Origin of the sequence: Bradyrhizobium dasycarpum, assembly GCF_042019905.1 — a bacterium.
Lineage (GTDB): Bacteria > Pseudomonadota > Alphaproteobacteria > Rhizobiales > Xanthobacteraceae > Bradyrhizobium > Bradyrhizobium japonicum_B.
The window spans coordinates 5,841,979-5,858,358 of record NZ_CP169574.1 but is presented as its reverse complement, the minus strand read 5'-3'; the positions used below and the strand labels follow the sequence as shown (position 1 = coordinate 5,858,358).

The following is a 16,380-nucleotide window of genomic DNA, read 5'->3' as shown; positions in this document are numbered from 1 at the left end:
GATTATTTCGCCTGCTCCAGCTTGGCGGCCTTGGCCGGTTCATGCCACCAGATATCGGGCGCGCCCACGCCGTTGGCATAACGCGGCAGCTTCGGCGGATGACCGAACTGGTCCCAGTAAGCCAGCCGGTGCGTCTTGTTGTACCATTGCGGCACCCAATAGCGGCCGGCGCGGAACAGACGATCGAACGCGCGGCAAGCGACGGTCAGCTCCTCGCGGCTGTCGGCCGCCATGATCTTCTCGATCATGGCGTCGATGGCCGGGCTAGCGACGCCCGCAAGATTGTACGAGCCCTTGGTGTTCGCCACCTGCGAGGAGAAGAACGCGCGCATGGCATCGCCAGGCGTCGCCGACATGCTGAAGCGCTGGATCGTCATGTCGAAGTCGAAATCCTCCACGCGCGCGCGATATTGCACGGCATCGACGAGGCGGAGGCTTGCTTCGATGCCGAGCGTTGCCAAATTCTTGATATACGGCGCGTGATGCGGCTGAAGCGAGGGCTCCTCCGCCAGGAATTCAATCTTGAATACCTCTCCGCTCGGCAGCATCCGCTTGCCATCCTTGATCGGATAGCCGGCTTCGTTGAGCAGCTGCTGCGACCTGCGCAAGAGAGCGCGGTCCTGCCCCGAGCCGTCGGAAACCGGCGGCGCGAAGGGCGCAGCGAACACTTCGTCAGGAACCTGGCCGCGGAACGGCTCCAGCAGCTTCAGCTCGTCCGGCGAAGGCGGCCCGTTGCTCGCCATGAGATCGGAGTTCTGGAACGGCGACACCGTACGGGCATAGGCGCCGTACATGATGGTCTTGTTGGTCCATTCGAAGTCGAAAGCATCGATCAGGGCCTCGCGCACGCGCGGGTCCTTGAACTTGTCGCGCCGTGTATTGATGAACCAGCCCTGCGCGCCGGACGGCGTGTCATCGGGCACGACCTCGAGCTTGACGCGGCCCTCCTTGACCGCGGCGAAATCATAGCGCGTCGCCCAGATGCGCGAGGTGAATTCCTCGCGGTAGAGATAGTTCTTGCCGGTGAACCCCTCGAAGGCGACATCGCGGTCGCGATAGAACTCATAGCGCACGACATCGAAATTATAGGTGCCGCGGCAGGGCGGCAGATCGGCAGCCCACCAGTCCTTCACCCGCTCGTACTCGATGTAGCGATTGACTTCGAACTTGCTCACCTTGTACGGACCCGATCCCAGCGGGATCTCCAGAGACGATTCATCGAACGGGCGAGAGGCGTAATAGGCCTTCGAGAAGATCGGCAGGCTGGCGGCATAGAGTGGCACGTCGCGCGCCCGCCCCTTGGCAAAGGTGACGACGAGCGTTGCATCGTCGACCGCTTCCGCGCCGACCATGTCGCGGAGCTGCACGAGGATCAGGGGATGCCCCTTGGTCTTCAGCGCCATCAGCGAAAACGCCGCATCGTGCGCGGTGAGCTTGGTGCCGTCGTGGAATTTCGCCTCCGGCCGCATCGTGAAGCGGTAGACCAGCCTGTCCGGCGAGATCTGCACGGACTTGGCGGCGAGCCCGTACATCGCATCAGGCTCGTCGCTCGCGCGCACCATCAGCGGCGCGAATGTCATGTCCATGCCTTGCGCGCCATCGCCCTTCAGGATGAAGGCGTTGAGCGAGTTGAAGGTCTGGTAGGACTGGTTATAGGCCCGCACCGACGGAATCAGGGAGAACGTGCCGCCCTTCGGCGCATCGACGTTGACGTACTCGAAATGGCGGAAATCGGCGGGATATTTGAGATCGCCGAACGCCGAGATGCCGTGCGCCTCGGTCCCGGCTTCCGTTGCACCCGCACGGCGCAACGGCGCCCCGATGGAAGCCCCGAGGGCGCCGCCAACACCCAAGGCCAGCACGTGGCGGCGTGACATCTGCGTCATGCGGGGGATATCCTTCACGACTTCTTTGCGATCCGCGCCGCCTTGTCCGCGTCGTACCACCAGATGAACGGGAAGCCGGACTGACCATATCTCGGCAATTCCGCCGGCCGGCCGAAGCGGTCCCAGCGCGCCGTGCGGATCTTGTTGTAGGTCCATTGCGGCACGACGTAGTGATTCCACAGCAGCACGCGGTCGAGAGCCTTGGTGGCTGCGACGAGATCATCGCGATCGGTGGCGTAGATCAAGCGCTCGATCAGCTTGTCGATGGCCGGATTCTTGATGCCCGCGATATTGCGCGACCCCGCAATGTCGGCCGACTTGGATGACCAGAACTCGCGCTGCTCGTTGCCCGGCGACTGCGACTCGCCCCACGAGTTGGTGACGATGTCGAAATCCCACTCGCGCGTCCTGTTCTCGTACTGGGTCGGATCGACTGTCCGCACGCTGACGGCAATGCCGAGCCGCTCCAATGACGGCTTGTAGAACAGGGTGATCCGCTCGAAGCTCGGATCCGAGTTCAGCAGTTCCAGGGTGAACTGGGCGCCGGTCTTGACGTCGACCAGCTTGCGATCGCGTACCTCGTAGCCGGCTTCCTTGAACAGGCGCAGCGCCTCACGCAGATTCTCGCGCACAGCCTCCGGACTGCCCCCCACCGGATTGCTGTAGGCCGTCGTGAAGACTTCGGGTGGGACCTGGGCGCGCACGGTCTCGAGATCTCGAGCTCCTTGCCCTGCGGCAAGCCGGTCGCCATGAGCTCCTCGATGCCATCGAAATAGCTGCTGATGCGCTTGTACTGGCCGTAGAAGATCTGCTTGTTCATCTCCTCGAAGTCGAACGCAAAGTTGAGCGCACGGCGCACGCGGGGATCGCTGAACTTGCCGCGGCGCAGGTTCGGCACGAAGGCCTGCATTACGCCTGAGCTGCGATTGACGAACTCCTCGAGGATCACACGCTTGTCGGTCACGGCCGGGAAGTCGTAGGCGGTCGCCCAATTCTTCGCGCTGTTCTCGGTGCGCCAATCGACCTGGTCGGCCTTGAAGGCCTCGATCGCCACGGTGGCGTCGCGGAAATATTCGTAGCGCAGCTCGTCGAAATTGTTGCGGCCGACATTGGCAGGCAGGTCGCGGCCCCAATAATCCTTGACCCGTTCAAGCGCGATCGACCGTCCTGCAACGAAGTCCTTGACCCGGTAGGGACCGGAGCCGAGCGGCACTTCGAGCGTGGTCGCCGAAACGTCCCGCTTGCGGCCCTGCGCGTCGGTCCCCTCCCACCAATGCTTCGGCAGGACCGTGAGCTGACCGACGATCTGCGGCAGCTCGCGGTTGCCCGGCGCGTCGAACACGAATTTCACCTCGCGCTCGCCCACCTTCTCAGCCCGGACCACATGGCTGTAATAGGCCGAGTACATCGGGTGGTGCTTCTTGAAGGAATCGAGCGAGAAGATCACGTCGTCCGCAGTCACCGGCTTGCCGTCGTGCCATTTGGCCTGCGGCCGCAAGCGGTAGGTGACGAAGGAGAAATCGTCGGGATGGCTGACGGCCTCGGCCAGCGCGCCGTACTCGGTCGAGACCTCGTCGAGCGAGGCCGTCATCAGGGATTCGTAGATGAACGCGACGGCACCTGCGACCTGCCCCTTCACGCCCGACACGACGATGTTGAAATTGTCGAAGGTGCCGACGGCGATCTGGCGGGCGGCGCCGCCCTTGGGCGCTTCCGGATTGACGTAGTCGAAGCGCTTGAAGTCAGCGGGATATTTGACCTTTCCGAACAGCGAGAGCGCGTGGCGCCAAGGCAGCTCAGTTGCTGATTGCGCCTGCGCTGAGCCGATGGCGGGAACGCCGGCCGCGGAACCGAGGATAGGAAGCGCTGCGGCCGCAGTGCCTGTGAGCAGGAGATCGCGTCGGGTAATGGCCAAATCAACATCCCTGTCTTGAAGGAGGTTACTCCTTTAAGTTCCCAATATAGGCGAGGTTTCGACCGAATATGTTGCTTTTTCCCCATCTTGAAAGGCCGGACGGCCCGTCAGATGCGGCCAAACGCCTCGATAAATTCACCGGGAGGCCCGGATACGAAAACGGCCAGGCTTCTCAGCCTGGCCGCCTCTTCCAAGACAGGTTGTTGAGGCCTTACTTCGAGGCCGTCGGCAGCGGCTGCGGATGCTCCGACAGCGAATTCAGATAGGCGATGACGTCGGCGCGCTCGGAATCCTTGGCAATACCGGCGAAGCCCATCGCGGTGCCCGGGATGAAGCCTTTCGGATTGGCGATGAACTTGTTGAGGTCGTCGAACGTCCAGTTGCCGCCCTTGGCCTTGATGGCGGCCGAGAAGTTGAAGCCGCCACGACCCTGGCCCTTCGGCTCGCCGACGACGCCATAGAGGTTCGGACCGACGCGATTCGGGCCGCCCTTCTCGAAGGTGTGGCAGGCGCCGCACTTCTTGGCGGCCGCGGCGCCCTTCTCGATGGAAGCGGTCTGGAGCAGCTTTTCGATCGGCTCGGACGGTGCGGCCGCAGCACCGCCTTCCTTGCCGTGGCCGGCATCTTCTTTCACCGCGATCTCGAAGCCCGGCTTTTCCGGCACCTTGGGCGAGAACAGCGCATTCGCGGTGAAGCTCGTCACCAGCAAGAAGAGACAGGTGCCGAGCACGGCACCGAGAATTTTATTGAGTTCGAAAGAGTCCATTTCCGGCCAGGCCCCACACCGCAAGAAGGATCGAGCGGCCGGGCGGCCGCCAGGACGAGCCTCGGGAGAATCAACCGTTCGCTATCGTTTCCCCGAGTTTTGCCATTGAGATATCGGTTTGCCCGGGGTCTGGCAACCCGTATAAGCGAGCCGGCTTCAGGCTCGTCCCCACCCCTTTCTCGGCGCGAAAAACGCCCCGTTTCCAGACCCTTGCCCCAAGACCTTGACCCCAAGACCTTGACCCCATGATCGATCCTCGCATCCTGGTGCTGATCCCGGCCCGCATGGCCGCCACCCGCCTGCCCGGCAAGCCGCTCGCCGATATCGCCGGCCTGCCGATGATCGTGCACGTGCTGCGCCGCGCCGAGGCTGCTGCCATCGGCCGGGTCGCGGTCGCAACCGACACGCCGGAGATCGCCTCCGTCGTCGCCGCCCATGGCGGCGAGGCGGTGATGACCCGCCCCGATCACCCCTCAGGCTCCGACCGCATCCATGAGGCCATGCAGAAGCTCGATCCGGAAGGCAGGGCCGAGATCGTGGTCAATCTGCAGGGGGATTTCCCAACCATCACGATCGACAACATCCGCGAGGTGCTGCCTCCCCTGCAAGACCCGGCCGTGGACATCGCGACCCTGGCCTCGCAGATCCATACCGAGGAAGAGGACCTTGCGCCCAGCGTGGTGAAGGCGATCGGAACCTCGCTTGGCGGCAGGCGGATGCGCGCGCTTTATTTTACCCGCGCGACCGCCCCGTACGGCGACGGACCGCGTTACCACCATATCGGGCTCTATGCCTACCGCCGCGCCGCGCTGGAGCGCTACGTCTCGCTTCCGCCGTCTCCGCTGGAATTGCAGGAAAAGCTCGAGCAGCTCCGCGCACTGGAGGCCGGAATGCGCATCGACTTCACCATCGTGGATACAGTGCCCCGCGGGGTCGATACGCCGGCGGACCTGGAAACTGCGCGCAGCATCCTTTCCAAATCCTGAGCCGCTGTTACAAGGCCGATCATGAGCAAGATGAAGATCGCATTCCAGGGCGAACCCGGAGCCAATTCGCACATCGCCATCGTCGAGGCCTATCCCGACGCCGAGCCGATGCCCTGCGCCACCTTCGAGGACGCGCTGTCGGCGATCTCGTCGGGCGAGGCCGATCTCGGCATGATCCCGATCGAGAATTCGGTGGCGGGCCGCGTCGCCGACATCCATCATCTCCTGCCGGCCTCCGGTCTCTTCATCATCGGCGAGTGGTTTCTCCCCGTTCGGCATCAGCTGATGGCGGTGAAGGGGACCAGGCTCGAGGACATCAGGAGCGTCGAGAGCCATGTGCATGCGCTCGGCCAGTGCCGCCGCATCATCCGCAAGCTCGGCATCAAGCCGATCGTGCACGCCGATACCGCCGGCAGCGCCCGCGACATTTCCGAGCGCAAGGACAAGACCGTGGCGGCGATCGCCTCGCGCCTCGCCGCAAAGATCTATGGCCTCGACATCCTCGCCGAGGACATCGAGGACGAAGCCCACAACACCACGCGCTTCGTGGTGCTGGCGCGCGAGCCGAAATGGGCCGCGCAGGGCTCCGGCCCGCTGGTCACGACGTTCGTTTTCCGGGTGCGCAATTTGCCGGCCGCGCTCTACAAGGCGCTCGGCGGCTTTGCCACCAACGGCGTCAACATGACCAAGCTAGAAAGCTACATGGTCGATGGCAATTTCTTCGCCACGCAGTTCTACGCCGACGTCGACGGCCATCCCGAGGACAAGGGCCTCGCCTTCGCCATCGAGGAGCTGAAATTCTTCTCGCGCGAATTCCGCATCGTCGGCGTCTATCCCGGCCATCCGTTCCGCGCGACGTTCAGCGAATCGCAGCAGAGTTGATGGCGTCGTTCCGGGGCACGTGAAAGCGTGAACCCGGAACCTCGAGATTCCGGGGTCGATGCTTTGCATCGCCCCGGAATGACGCTTAAGCCGCCGGCTTCGCCAGCTCGAACGCCTCCGCCAGCAGCGAATACGACCTTTTCCGCGCCGCGTGATCGTACACGGCGGTGATGACCATCAGTTCGTCCGGCTTGCTCGCCTCGATCAGCGGCTGCAGCTTCCTCTGCACGGTCGCGGGGCTGCCGACGAACAGGCGGGAACGGTTGCGCAGGATCGAGGTGCGCTCGGCGTCGGAGTAGGGATAGGCCAGCGCCTCCTCGACGCTCGGCAGCGGTAAATACTGACCGCGGTCGCGGCGCAGCCGGTTGAGGTCGAACGAAGCGGCAAGCCGTTCGGCCTCCGCATCGGTATCGGCCGCGATGGCGGCGACCGCGAGGATCGCGTGCGGGCTAGTGCGCCAGGCCGAGGGCTGGAAGCGATTGCGGTAATGCACCATCGCATCGACCGCATCGTGGGAGGCGAAGTGATGGGCGAAGGCGAAGCCCATGCCGATCTGCGCGGCCAACTCCGAGGAATAATCGCTGGAGCCGAGCAGCCAGATCGGCGGCAGGGCGGTATCGTCGGGCATGGCGACGACGTTGTTGTAGGGGTGCCCGGCGGGGAATTCGCGGGTCTGCCACAGGATCAGTTCATGCAGCCGCTCCAGAAAATCGTCGCCCTCGCGGCGATCCAGCCGGCTGCGCAGCGCGTAAGCCGTCGCACCGTCGGTCCCGGGCGCGCGGCCGAGGCCAAGGTCGATCCGCCCGGGAAACAGCGCCTCCAGCATCTTGAAGCGCTCGGCCACCACCAACGGGGCGTGGTTGGGCAGCATCACCCCGCCGGAGCCGACGCGGATATGCTTTGTCACCGCCGCGATTTGGCCGATCATGACGTCGGGCGCAGGGCTCGCGACGGAGGCGAGGTTGTGGTGCTCGGCGAGCCAGTAGCGGACATAGCCGAGGCCGTCGACATGGCGCGCCAGATCGATGCTGTTGCGCAGCGCCGCGGCAGGCTTGGTGCCGGTGGTGACAACGGAGAGGTCGAGAACGGAGAGCGGGATCATGGCGGCCTAACGTAGTGGACGGCCGCGCGGCGACAATGGGCGGCTGCGCAGGTCTGACGTGTGCCGGCCGAGAGCAGATGCGGTAGTTCGGCGATGCGATGGGCCAATTGACATCTAGATAACGATTACTTCGACCTGCCCATCGACCTGAATTCCTGGATTTGACCCCCACTTCCTGCATATGATATTGATATATATATTCTATTTTTATGAGCCGAATATCCCACTACAATCCACCCAAAGCGTAAAATTCCAGAAATATTGACAGAAGTGGGCTACTTCCCATCTCCGATGGGCTGTCGATCAAGTCGTCTTTGGCTTATCCTGCGCGCCAGTTGAGCTGACGGTCGGCCGCCGAATCTGGCGCCGAGACGTGGCGACGAATCTCTTGGCGGCAAATCTGGAGTGAGTGGTGCCATGACCGATCTGACGATTCCTGCCCGGGCCGACGGGCAAGACGGGCACCTGAAGCGGCCTGCGATCTCCTTCGAGTTCTTTCCACCCAAGACCGAGGAGATGGAGCGCAGTCTCTGGGAGACCATCAACCGGCTCGCCCTGCTCGACCCGAAATTCGTCTCGGTAACCTACGGCGCCGGCGGCTCGACCCGCGAGCGCACCCATGCGACCATCGCCCGGATCCTGAAGGAAACCGCGCTGCTGCCGGCCGCACACCTGACCTGCGTCGGCGCCTCGCGCGGTGAGATCGACGAGATCGTCGACCGCTATCACGAGGTCGGCGTCCGCCACATCGTCGGCCTGCGCGGCGATCCCGCCGGCGGCATCGGCACGCCCTATACCAGCCATCCCGACGGCTATCAAAGCTCGGCCGAGCTCGTCGCCGGGATCAAGAAGCGGCACGCCGATATCGAAGTGTCCGTCTCGGCCTATCCCGAGAAGCATCCCGAGGCGCGCGACTTCGACGCCGACATCGACACGCTGAAGGCCAAGGTGGATGCCGGCGCGACGCGTGCGATCACCCAGGTGTTCTTCGACAACGACCTCTACTTCCGCTATCTCGACCGCGTCCGCGCCCGCGGCATCGATATTCCGATCGTGCCGGGCATCATGCCCATGCACAATTTCAAGCAGGCCCGGAATTTCGTCACCCGCGCCGGCACCACGGTGCCGGACTGGTTCGCCGCGAAATTCGAGGGCCTCGACGACGACGCCGAGACCCGCAAGCTGGTGGCCGCGACGGTGGCCGCCGGCCAGGTGCAGAAGCTCGCCAAGCACGGCGTCGACACCTTCCATTTCTACACCATGAACCGCGCCGATCTCGTGTTCGCGATCTGCCATTTGCTCGGCATTCGCGCCAAGAGCGTGCAGAAGGCTGCGTAAGAGAAAATGACCGTCCCCGTTTCCGCCAAGCGAACTGCCCTGCTCAACGCCGCGCGCGAGCGCATCCTGGTGCTCGACGGCGCCATGGGCACGATGATCCAGAATCTGCAGCTCGATGAGCAAGCGTTCCGCGGCGAGCGCTTCAAGGACTTCCATCGCGACCTGCGCGGCAACAACGACCTCTTGATCCTGACCCAGCCGCAGGCGATCGAGGATATCCACGCCGCCTATTTGCGCGCCGGCGCCGACATCGTCGCGACCAACACGTTCTCCACCACGTCGATCGCGCAGGCCGACTACGACCTCGCCGACATCGTCTACGAGATGGCGCGCGAAGGCGCCCGCCTCGCCGGCAATGCCGCGCGGCGCGTCGAGGCCGAAGACGGCAAGCCGCGCTTCGTCGCGGGCGCCATCGGCCCGACCAACCGCACCGCCTCGATCTCGCCCGATGTCTCCAATCCCGGCTACCGCGCCGTCACCTTCGACGATTTGCGCAAATCCTATGGCGAGCAGATCCGCGGCATGCTCGATGGCGGCGTCGACCTCCTGCTGGTCGAGACCATCTTCGACACGCTGAACGCCAAGGCGGCGCTCTATGCGATCGCCGAGATCACCGAAGAGCGCGGCATCGACATGCCCGTGATGGTGTCGGGCACCATCACCGACAAGTCCGGCCGCCTGCTCTCGGGCCAGATGCCGGAGGCGTTCTGGAATTCGGTGCGGCACGCCAGGCCCGTCACCATCGGCTTCAATTGCGCGCTCGGCGCCGAGGATTTGCGGGCGCATATCGCGGATATCGGCCGCGTCGCCGATACGCTGGTCTGTGCTTATCCCAACGCCGGCCTGCCCAACGAGTTCGGCCAATATGACGAGAGCCCGGAGTACATGGCGCGGCTGATCGGCGAATTCGCCCGCGACGGCCTCGTCAACATCGTCGGCGGCTGCTGCGGCACCACGCCGGACCATATCGCGGCGATTGCAGCGGCCGTCGCCCCGCACAGGCCGCGCATCGTGCCCGCGATCGAACCGCGCCTGCGGCTGTCCGGCCTCGAGCCGTTCGTGCTGACGGACGCGATTCCCTTCGTCAACGTCGGCGAGCGCACCAACGTCACGGGCTCCGCCCGCTTCCGCAAGCTGATCACCGCCGGCGACTACACCGCCGCCCTGCAGGTCGCGCGCGACCAGGTCGAGAACGGCGCGCAGATCATCGACGTCAACATGGACGAGGGGCTTCTGGACTCGGAAGCCGCGATGGTGACCTTCCTCAACCTCGTCGCCGCCGAACCCGACATCGCCCGCGTCCCCGTGATGGTCGATTCCTCGAAATTCTCGGTGATCGAGGCCGGCCTGAAATGCGTGCAGGGCAAGCCGGTGGTCAACTCGATCTCGATGAAGGAGGGCGAGGAGAAGTTCATTCACGAAGCCAAGATCGCCCGTCGCCACGGCGCGGCCGTCGTGGTGATGGCGTTCGACGAGATCGGCCAGGCCGACACGTTCGCGCGCAAGACCGAGATCTGCAAGCGCGCCTACGACATCCTGGTGAACAAGGTCGGCTTCCCGCCCGAGGACATCATCTTCGATCCGAACGTGTTCGCGATCGCGACCGGCATCGAGGAGCACAACAATTACGGCGTCGACTTCATCGAGGCGACGCGCTGGATCCGGCAGAACCTGCCGGGCGCGCACATCTCGGGCGGCGTCTCCAACCTCTCCTTCTCGTTCCGCGGCAACGAGCCGGTGCGCGAGGCCATGCACTCGGTGTTCCTGTATCACGCCATCAAGGCCGGCATGGACATGGGCATCGTCAACGCCGGGCAGATGATCGTCTATGACGACATCGATCCGGAGCTGCGCCAGACCTGCGAGGACGTCGTCCTCAACCGCGATCCGGGCGCGAGCGAGCGGCTCTTGGCACTCGCCGAGAAATTCCGCGGCAAGAAGACGGAAAGCAGGGAAGCCGATCTCGCCTGGCGCGAATGGCCGGTGGAGAAGCGGCTGTCGCATTCGCTGGTGCACGGCATCACCGAATTCATCGAGCAGGACACCGAGGAAGCCCGCAAGCAGTCCTCGCGTCCGCTCGACGTGATCGAGGGCCCGCTGATGGCCGGCATGAACGTGGTCGGCGACCTCTTCGGCGACGGCAAGATGTTCCTGCCGCAAGTCGTCAAGTCCGCGCGCGTGATGAAGCAGGCGGTGGCCTGGCTGATGCCGTTCATGGAGGAGGAGAAGGCGCGCAACCTCGCCAACGGCATCGGCACCGAAGGCTCCTCGTCCGCGGGCAAGATCGTGCTCGCGACCGTCAAGGGCGACGTCCACGACATCGGCAAGAACATCGTCGGCATCGTGCTCCAGTGCAACAATTTCGAGGTCATCGACCTCGGCGTGATGGTGCCCGCGGCCAAGATCGTCGAGGCCGTGAAGGCGGAGAAGGCCGACATCGTCGGACTCTCGGGCCTGATCACGCCCTCGCTCGACGAGATGGCGTTCTTCGCCGGTGAATTGCAGCGCGAAGGCCTCAAGCTGCCGCTGCTGATCGGCGGCGCCACCACCAGCCGCGTGCATACCGCCGTCAAGATCGACCCGAGCTATCGCGCCGGCCCCGTCGTGCATGTCAACGACGCCAGCCGCGCCGTCGGCGTTGCGTCCTCGCTGCTCTCGCCCGAGAAGCGCGAGGCCTATGCCGCCGAGGTACGCGCCGAATACGCCAAGATCTCGGAAGCGCATCTGCGCGCGCAGGCCGACAAGAAGCGGCTGAAGCTGGCTGATGCCCGCGCCAACCGCGTGCCGGTCGATTTCGCCGCCAATAAGCCGGTGAAGCCGACCTTCCTCGGCATCCGCAGCTTCGACGACTACGACCTCGCCGAGCTGGTCGACTGCATCGACTGGACGCCGTTCTTCCAGACCTGGGAGCTCGCCGGACGCTTCCCCGCCATTCTCGACGATGCCAAGGTCGGCGAGGTCGCGCGCTCGCTCTATGACGACGCGCGCAAGATGCTCGACATCATCGTCAAGGAGAAATGGTTCCGGGCCCGCGCAACGATCGGCTTCTGGCCGGCGAATGCCGAAGGCGACGACATCGCGCTCTATGCCGACGAGAGCCGGACCAAGAAGATCGCGACGCTGCACACGCTGCGCCAGCAGCTGGAGAAGCGCGAAGGCCGCTTCAACGCCGCGCTCGCCGACTTCATCGCGCCCGCGGGCTTGCCGGACTATATCGGCGGCTTCGTCGTCACCGCCGGTATCGGCGAGGACGCGGTCGCCGACCGCTTCAAGATGGCGAACGACGATTACTCCTCGATCCTGTGCAAGGCGCTGGCCGACCGCCTCGCCGAGGCCTTTGCCGAGCGCATGCATGCCCGCGTGCGCCGCGAGTTCTGGGCCTATGCGCCGGACGAGACGCTTTCCAGCGAGGATCTGATCCTGGAGAAGTACCAAGGCATCCGCCCCGCGCCCGGCTATCCCGCCCAGCCCGACCACACCGAGAAGGCGACGCTGTTCGAGCTGCTCGATGCGGAGGCGACAGCCGGCGTGAAGCTGACCGAGAGCTTTGCGATGTGGCCGGGCTCCTCGGTCTCGGGCCTCTACTTCGCGAATCCCGAGAGCTATTATTTCGGCGTCGGCAAGATCGAGCGCGACCAGGTCGAGGACTACGCCGCGCGCAAGGGTATGAGCGTCGCGGAGACCGAGCGCTGGCTCGCGCCGGTGCTGAACTACATCCCGTCGCAACAGGACAAGGCTTTCGCAGCAAAGCCTGCGAACGACGAGCCGTCGAACGACCTCGCCTCGCATCCGCCGGGCTGCACCTGCGCGGTGCATCTGGTCTGGCAGAAGAAGCGCGCGGGGGCGGGGTAGAGACCCGCCTGCCAAACAAAAAATGCGAAAACAACCCCATGCACAGTAGAATGGGGTTGAAAAGATTGAAGAATTTCGGTTCTCCCGAAGCCGCTTTGCGGCGTCGGGCAAAACAGGGCTAGTATTCCATTATCGGCTGGCGTGCGCGGTGGCGCAAAGCCGGCGGTGCTGTCTTGTAACTCTCGCACACGCACGGTGCCCATCCTCCCCTGGAGGGTTCGGGACGAGCGCAGCTCACCCGTGGATCGGTTCGCATGCAGCGAAGCGGCATGCGAACCGAGGTGGGGTGATAGTCTTTCCGCGGAAGCGCTGCCCGTGCGGAGAGATCACCCCACCCCGGTCGCGCTGCGCGCGATCGACCACGGGCGAGCTACGCTCGTCCCGGACCCTCCAGGGGAGGGTGACAGCCTCACCCCTTCGGCGGCGCCAGCGGCTGCACGATCTCGCTAAACGGCGGCAAGGCCTCGCAACGGTCCGCATGTGCGGTTAGCGCCGGATAGCGCGAGGCGTCAAACAGCTGCGGATGCGCCTCGCGGGTGAAGCGGACCACACAGGCGACCGCGACGTCGGCGTGGCCGATGCGATCGCCCAGCCAGTACGGCGTCGTCACCTTCGCGCGCTCGGCTTCCAGCACCTTCAGCACGTCGCCGATCTGCGCCTGGCAGCGCTCGACCCAGAGCGCGAGCTGCTCCTTTCGCAGCACGCGCTCGTAGAGCAGGCTCACCGCCTTGTCGCCGAGACCGGACGCGAGCGCGCAGATGCGCAGATGCCTGCGCCGCTCGGCACCGCCGCGGGGCAGCATCGCCTTGTCGGGGCCGACGAGGTCGTCGAGATAATCGAGAATGATCATGCTCTCGATCAGCGCCTCGCCATCGTCGAGCACCAGCGTCGGCACCCGGCGCAGCGGATTGTACGGCGCGATCTTGTCGGCATCGCCGAAGGTCGACCATGGTTTGTGCTCGAAAGCGAGCCCGTAAAGCCTCAGCGCAATCGCCACGCGGCGGACGAAGGGGGAATCATATTGGCCGATCAGGAACATGGTTCTCGCTCTTCTCGATCGTTGAAACAGGCAGGGCCGATCAGTCTCCCCGACCAGCACGATGCGACGCAACAAAAATCTCGGAAAGGGAGCATTGCGCCGGCTGCAACGACGTCCGCGACGGCCCTCACCGCGCACCACGCTCAAAGGCCGTCATGGATCGCGCGCTTGAGCGCCGCGATGGCGGTCTCGTTGCGCTTGTACATCGTCCACTGCTTGATGCGCTTGGCGCGCACCAGCTTGGCTGATGTCAGCACCCGCATGTGCTCGCTCACAGTCGGGGCGCTGACGCCGAGCTTCTCGGCGATCAGCAAGCCGCAGACGCCGTCCTCGACCAGGTCGCCATCTTCCTGCTCGCGAAAATGCCGCCGCGGATCCCGCAGCCATTCCAGGATCTGCAGGCGGCGGTCGCTGGCAAGCGCGCGCAGGGCGACGGCAAACTTCATTTAGCTATTTTGCTAATTACCTAATTGATGTCAACGCTCCCTTGCGCTATCCTGAACGGCATCATGACAGCGGCAATGGACATCACGCGGGAGCAGATTGCGGCGACCGAAGCCGTCATCCGTCCGCATATCAGGCGCACGCCGCTGCTTCAGGTCGATCTCGCCGATTTCGGCCTGCCCGCCGCGCCGGTCACCTTCAAGCTCGAGATGCTGCAGCATTCCGGATCGTTCAAGGCGCGGGGCGCCTTCGCCAATCTGCTGTTGCGGCAGGTGCCGCAGGCCGGCGTCGTCGCCGCATCCGGCGGCAATCACGGCGCGGCCGTCGCCTATGCGGCGCAGCGGCTCGGCATTCCCGCCACGATCTTCGTGCCCAACATCACCTCGCCGGCCAAGGCCGAGCGGATCAGGACTTACGGCGCCAAGCTCGTAATCGCGGGCAGCCGCTACGCCGATGCGCTCGCTGCGAGCGAGGCGCATGTCGCGCAGACCGGCGCGCTGGCGATCCACGCCTACGATCAGGCCGAAACTCTGCTCGGCCAGGGCAGCGTCGGCTTGGCGCTGGAGCAGGATGCGCCCGGCATCGACACGCTGCTGGTGGCGGTCGGCGGCGGCGGACTGATCGGCGGCATTGCGGCATGGTACGGCGGCAGGACGCGCATCGTCGCGGTGGAGCCGGAGCAATCGCCAACCCTGCATGCCGCGTTCGAGGCGGGCGCCCCGGTCGATGCGCCGGCCGGCGGCATCGCCGCCGACAGTCTTGCGCCGCGGCGCGTCGGCGAATTGATGTTTCCGCTCGCGCGCTCCCATGTCGAGCGCGTCGTCCTGGTCAGCGACGATGCGATCCGGCAGGCCCAGGCCGCCCTGTGGTCGCACCTGCGCCTCGTCGCTGAGCCCGGCGGCGCCGCCGCCTTTGCCGCGGTGCTCTCCGGCCGCTATCGTCCCTCGGCCGGCGAACGCGTCGCGGTCCTGGTCTGCGGCGCCAACACAACGGCGGTGAATTTCGACAGCTGAGCGGGAATGACATGGCGGGGCCACGCGGACTGATCCTGATAGCGATCCTGTTGCCGATGATCGGCGCTGCCCACGCGCAGGACCGCCCGACCGGCTTCCTGACGCCGTCGAAGAACATCGCCTGCCAGTTCTTCACCGATAACGGCCAAGCCAACGATAAAGGCGTGCTCCGCTGCGACATCATGAACATGGACGCGCGCCCGCGCCGGCCCGCCGATTGTGAGCTCGACTGGGGCCACGCCTTCGAGATGAGCGCGAAGGGCGCCGCAAGCCGCATCTGCGCCGGCGACACCGTGATGGATCAATCACTGCCGGTGCTGGCCTATGGCGAGGTGTGGCAGCGCGGGGGATTCACGTGCCGGTCGGAGCAGACGGGGCTGACGTGCTTCAACGCCATGCAGCGTGGGTTTTCGCTGGCGCGGGGGAAGCAGGAGGTGTTTTGAGAGGTAGCCCGCACGAGCGGAGCGACATGCAGGGATCTTTTTGAGCGCATTCCCGGATTGCGCTTCGCTCCATCCGGGCTACGGCCGCGCACTATTCGATAATCGGCACATGCTTCGCGGCCGTTCGCGGCGCGGTGCCATCAAGCCGCGGGTCGTCGGCGATCTCGATCTGGCGGCGGAAGGGGCGGAAGCCGGAGCGCTGGTAGAACGCGACGGCGGAGGGATGGTCGAAGGTGCAGGTGTGGACCCAGACGCGGCGGACATCGTGTGACCAGGCGCGCTCCAGCGCACGGTTCATCAGGAAGCGGGCGGCGCCGGTGCCGATGAGGGGCGCGGTGACGCCGAAATAGGCCAGCTCGCACTGGCCGGGGTCGCGGAAGTCGAGCTCGAGCAGGCCTTCGTCGCGGCCGCCTGCGACCAGCGCGTAGATTTCAACATCAGGCGCTTGGATGATTGCGGCGAGGTCGGCGTCGGTCATGCGGGCGCGCGAGAACCAAAGCCAGTCCTCGCCGACGCGGCGGAAGATGTCGCGGTACCAATGAAGCGCGGGGGCATCGACCTTGCGCAGGGTCCACTTGCCGGGCGGATCGTCGCGGCGCGCGGGAGGTGCGGTCATCTCCAGATGCGTGACGATTGCGGCGATCTTGCCGTTGGGGACGTCGGAATAGCCGTCGGGGAGGATCATTGTTCTCGCAACCGTGTAGCCCGGATGGA

General features: G+C 65.0%; 12 protein-coding genes and 1 pseudogene. 6 read left to right on the top strand and 7 right to left on the bottom strand.

The annotated features are described in order from the left end of the window. Window positions 1-2: 2 nt before the first annotated feature. From ACETMP_RS27920 to ACETMP_RS27910, 3 genes and pseudogenes are all read right to left on the bottom strand, one after another. A complete protein-coding gene (locus ACETMP_RS27920; protein ID WP_375158665.1) occupies window positions 3-1,886 on the bottom strand; it encodes an extracellular solute-binding protein in 1,884 nt (627 codons plus the stop codon). A gap of 14 nt (window positions 1,887-1,900) precedes the next feature. Beyond that, window positions 1,901-3,801: pseudogene (locus tag ACETMP_RS27915) on the bottom strand (extracellular solute-binding protein). Between the two features lie 211 nt (window positions 3,802-4,012). Further along, window positions 4,013-4,567 (bottom strand): c-type cytochrome, encoded by a 555-nt coding sequence (locus ACETMP_RS27910; protein ID WP_375158664.1) that lies wholly within the window; start codon window positions 4,565-4,567, stop codon window positions 4,013-4,015. A gap of 245 nt (window positions 4,568-4,812) precedes the next feature. On the opposite strand from ACETMP_RS27910, the gene ACETMP_RS27905 reads away from it, so the two are divergent. Together ACETMP_RS27905 and ACETMP_RS27900 are read left to right on the top strand one after the other, a co-directional pair. After that, window positions 4,813-5,553, top strand: coding sequence for a 3-deoxy-manno-octulosonate cytidylyltransferase (locus tag ACETMP_RS27905; RefSeq protein ID WP_375158663.1), 741 nt, complete (start codon window positions 4,813-4,815; stop codon window positions 5,551-5,553). 21 nt (window positions 5,554-5,574) lie between these two features. Continuing rightward, window positions 5,575-6,435 (top strand): prephenate dehydratase, encoded by an 861-nt coding sequence (locus ACETMP_RS27900; protein WP_028138552.1) that lies wholly within the window; start codon window positions 5,575-5,577, stop codon window positions 6,433-6,435. 85 nt (window positions 6,436-6,520) lie between these two features. Here the strand turns inward: ACETMP_RS27900 and ACETMP_RS27895 are convergent, their stop codons facing one another. Next, a complete protein-coding gene (locus tag ACETMP_RS27895) occupies window positions 6,521-7,537 on the bottom strand; it encodes an LLM class flavin-dependent oxidoreductase (RefSeq protein WP_375158662.1) in 1,017 nt (338 codons plus the stop codon). A 417-nt stretch (window positions 7,538-7,954) separates the two neighbouring features. On the opposite strand from ACETMP_RS27895, the gene metF reads away from it, so the two are divergent. After that, the gene (gene metF, locus ACETMP_RS27890) at window positions 7,955-8,875 is read left to right on the top strand and encodes a methylenetetrahydrofolate reductase [NAD(P)H] (protein ID WP_375158661.1); all 921 of its coding nucleotides are present in this window, start codon (window positions 7,955-7,957) and stop codon (window positions 8,873-8,875) included. 6 nt (window positions 8,876-8,881) lie between these two features. Next, window positions 8,882-12,727 carry a methionine synthase gene (gene metH / locus ACETMP_RS27885; RefSeq protein ID WP_375158660.1) on the top strand — a complete coding sequence of 1,282 codons (3,846 nt, stop codon included), beginning with the start codon at window positions 8,882-8,884 and terminating at the stop codon, window positions 12,725-12,727. 409 nt (window positions 12,728-13,136) lie between these two features. Here the strand turns inward: metH and ACETMP_RS27880 are convergent, their stop codons facing one another. Both ACETMP_RS27880 and ACETMP_RS27875 read right to left on the bottom strand, forming a co-directional pair. After that, complete coding sequence (locus ACETMP_RS27880) at window positions 13,137-13,766, bottom strand: glutathione S-transferase family protein (protein ID WP_375158659.1); 630 nt, start codon at window positions 13,764-13,766, stop codon at window positions 13,137-13,139. Window positions 13,767-13,909: 143 nt separating this feature from the next. Continuing rightward, entirely contained in the window at window positions 13,910-14,212 is a 303-nt protein-coding gene (locus ACETMP_RS27875; RefSeq protein WP_375158658.1) for an ArsR/SmtB family transcription factor, read from the bottom strand. Window positions 14,213-14,239: 27 nt separating this feature from the next. Between ACETMP_RS27875 and ACETMP_RS27870 the strand changes: the two genes are divergently transcribed. Together ACETMP_RS27870 and ACETMP_RS27865 are read left to right on the top strand one after the other, a co-directional pair. Beyond that, window positions 14,240-15,223 carry a threonine/serine dehydratase gene (locus tag ACETMP_RS27870; RefSeq protein WP_375158657.1) on the top strand — a complete coding sequence of 328 codons (984 nt, stop codon included), beginning with the start codon at window positions 14,240-14,242 and terminating at the stop codon, window positions 15,221-15,223. 11 nt (window positions 15,224-15,234) lie between these two features. Next, on the top strand, window positions 15,235-15,666 hold the full coding sequence (locus ACETMP_RS27865) for a DUF6636 domain-containing protein (protein ID WP_375158656.1): 432 nt from the start codon (window positions 15,235-15,237) through the stop codon (window positions 15,664-15,666). Window positions 15,667-15,757: 91 nt separating this feature from the next. Here ACETMP_RS27865 and ACETMP_RS27860 read toward each other — a convergent pair whose 3' ends face one another. After that, window positions 15,758-16,351, bottom strand: a complete 594-nt coding sequence (locus ACETMP_RS27860; RefSeq protein WP_375158655.1) for a GNAT family N-acetyltransferase — start codon at window positions 16,349-16,351, stop codon at window positions 15,758-15,760. Window positions 16,352-16,380: the final 29 nt, after the last annotated feature.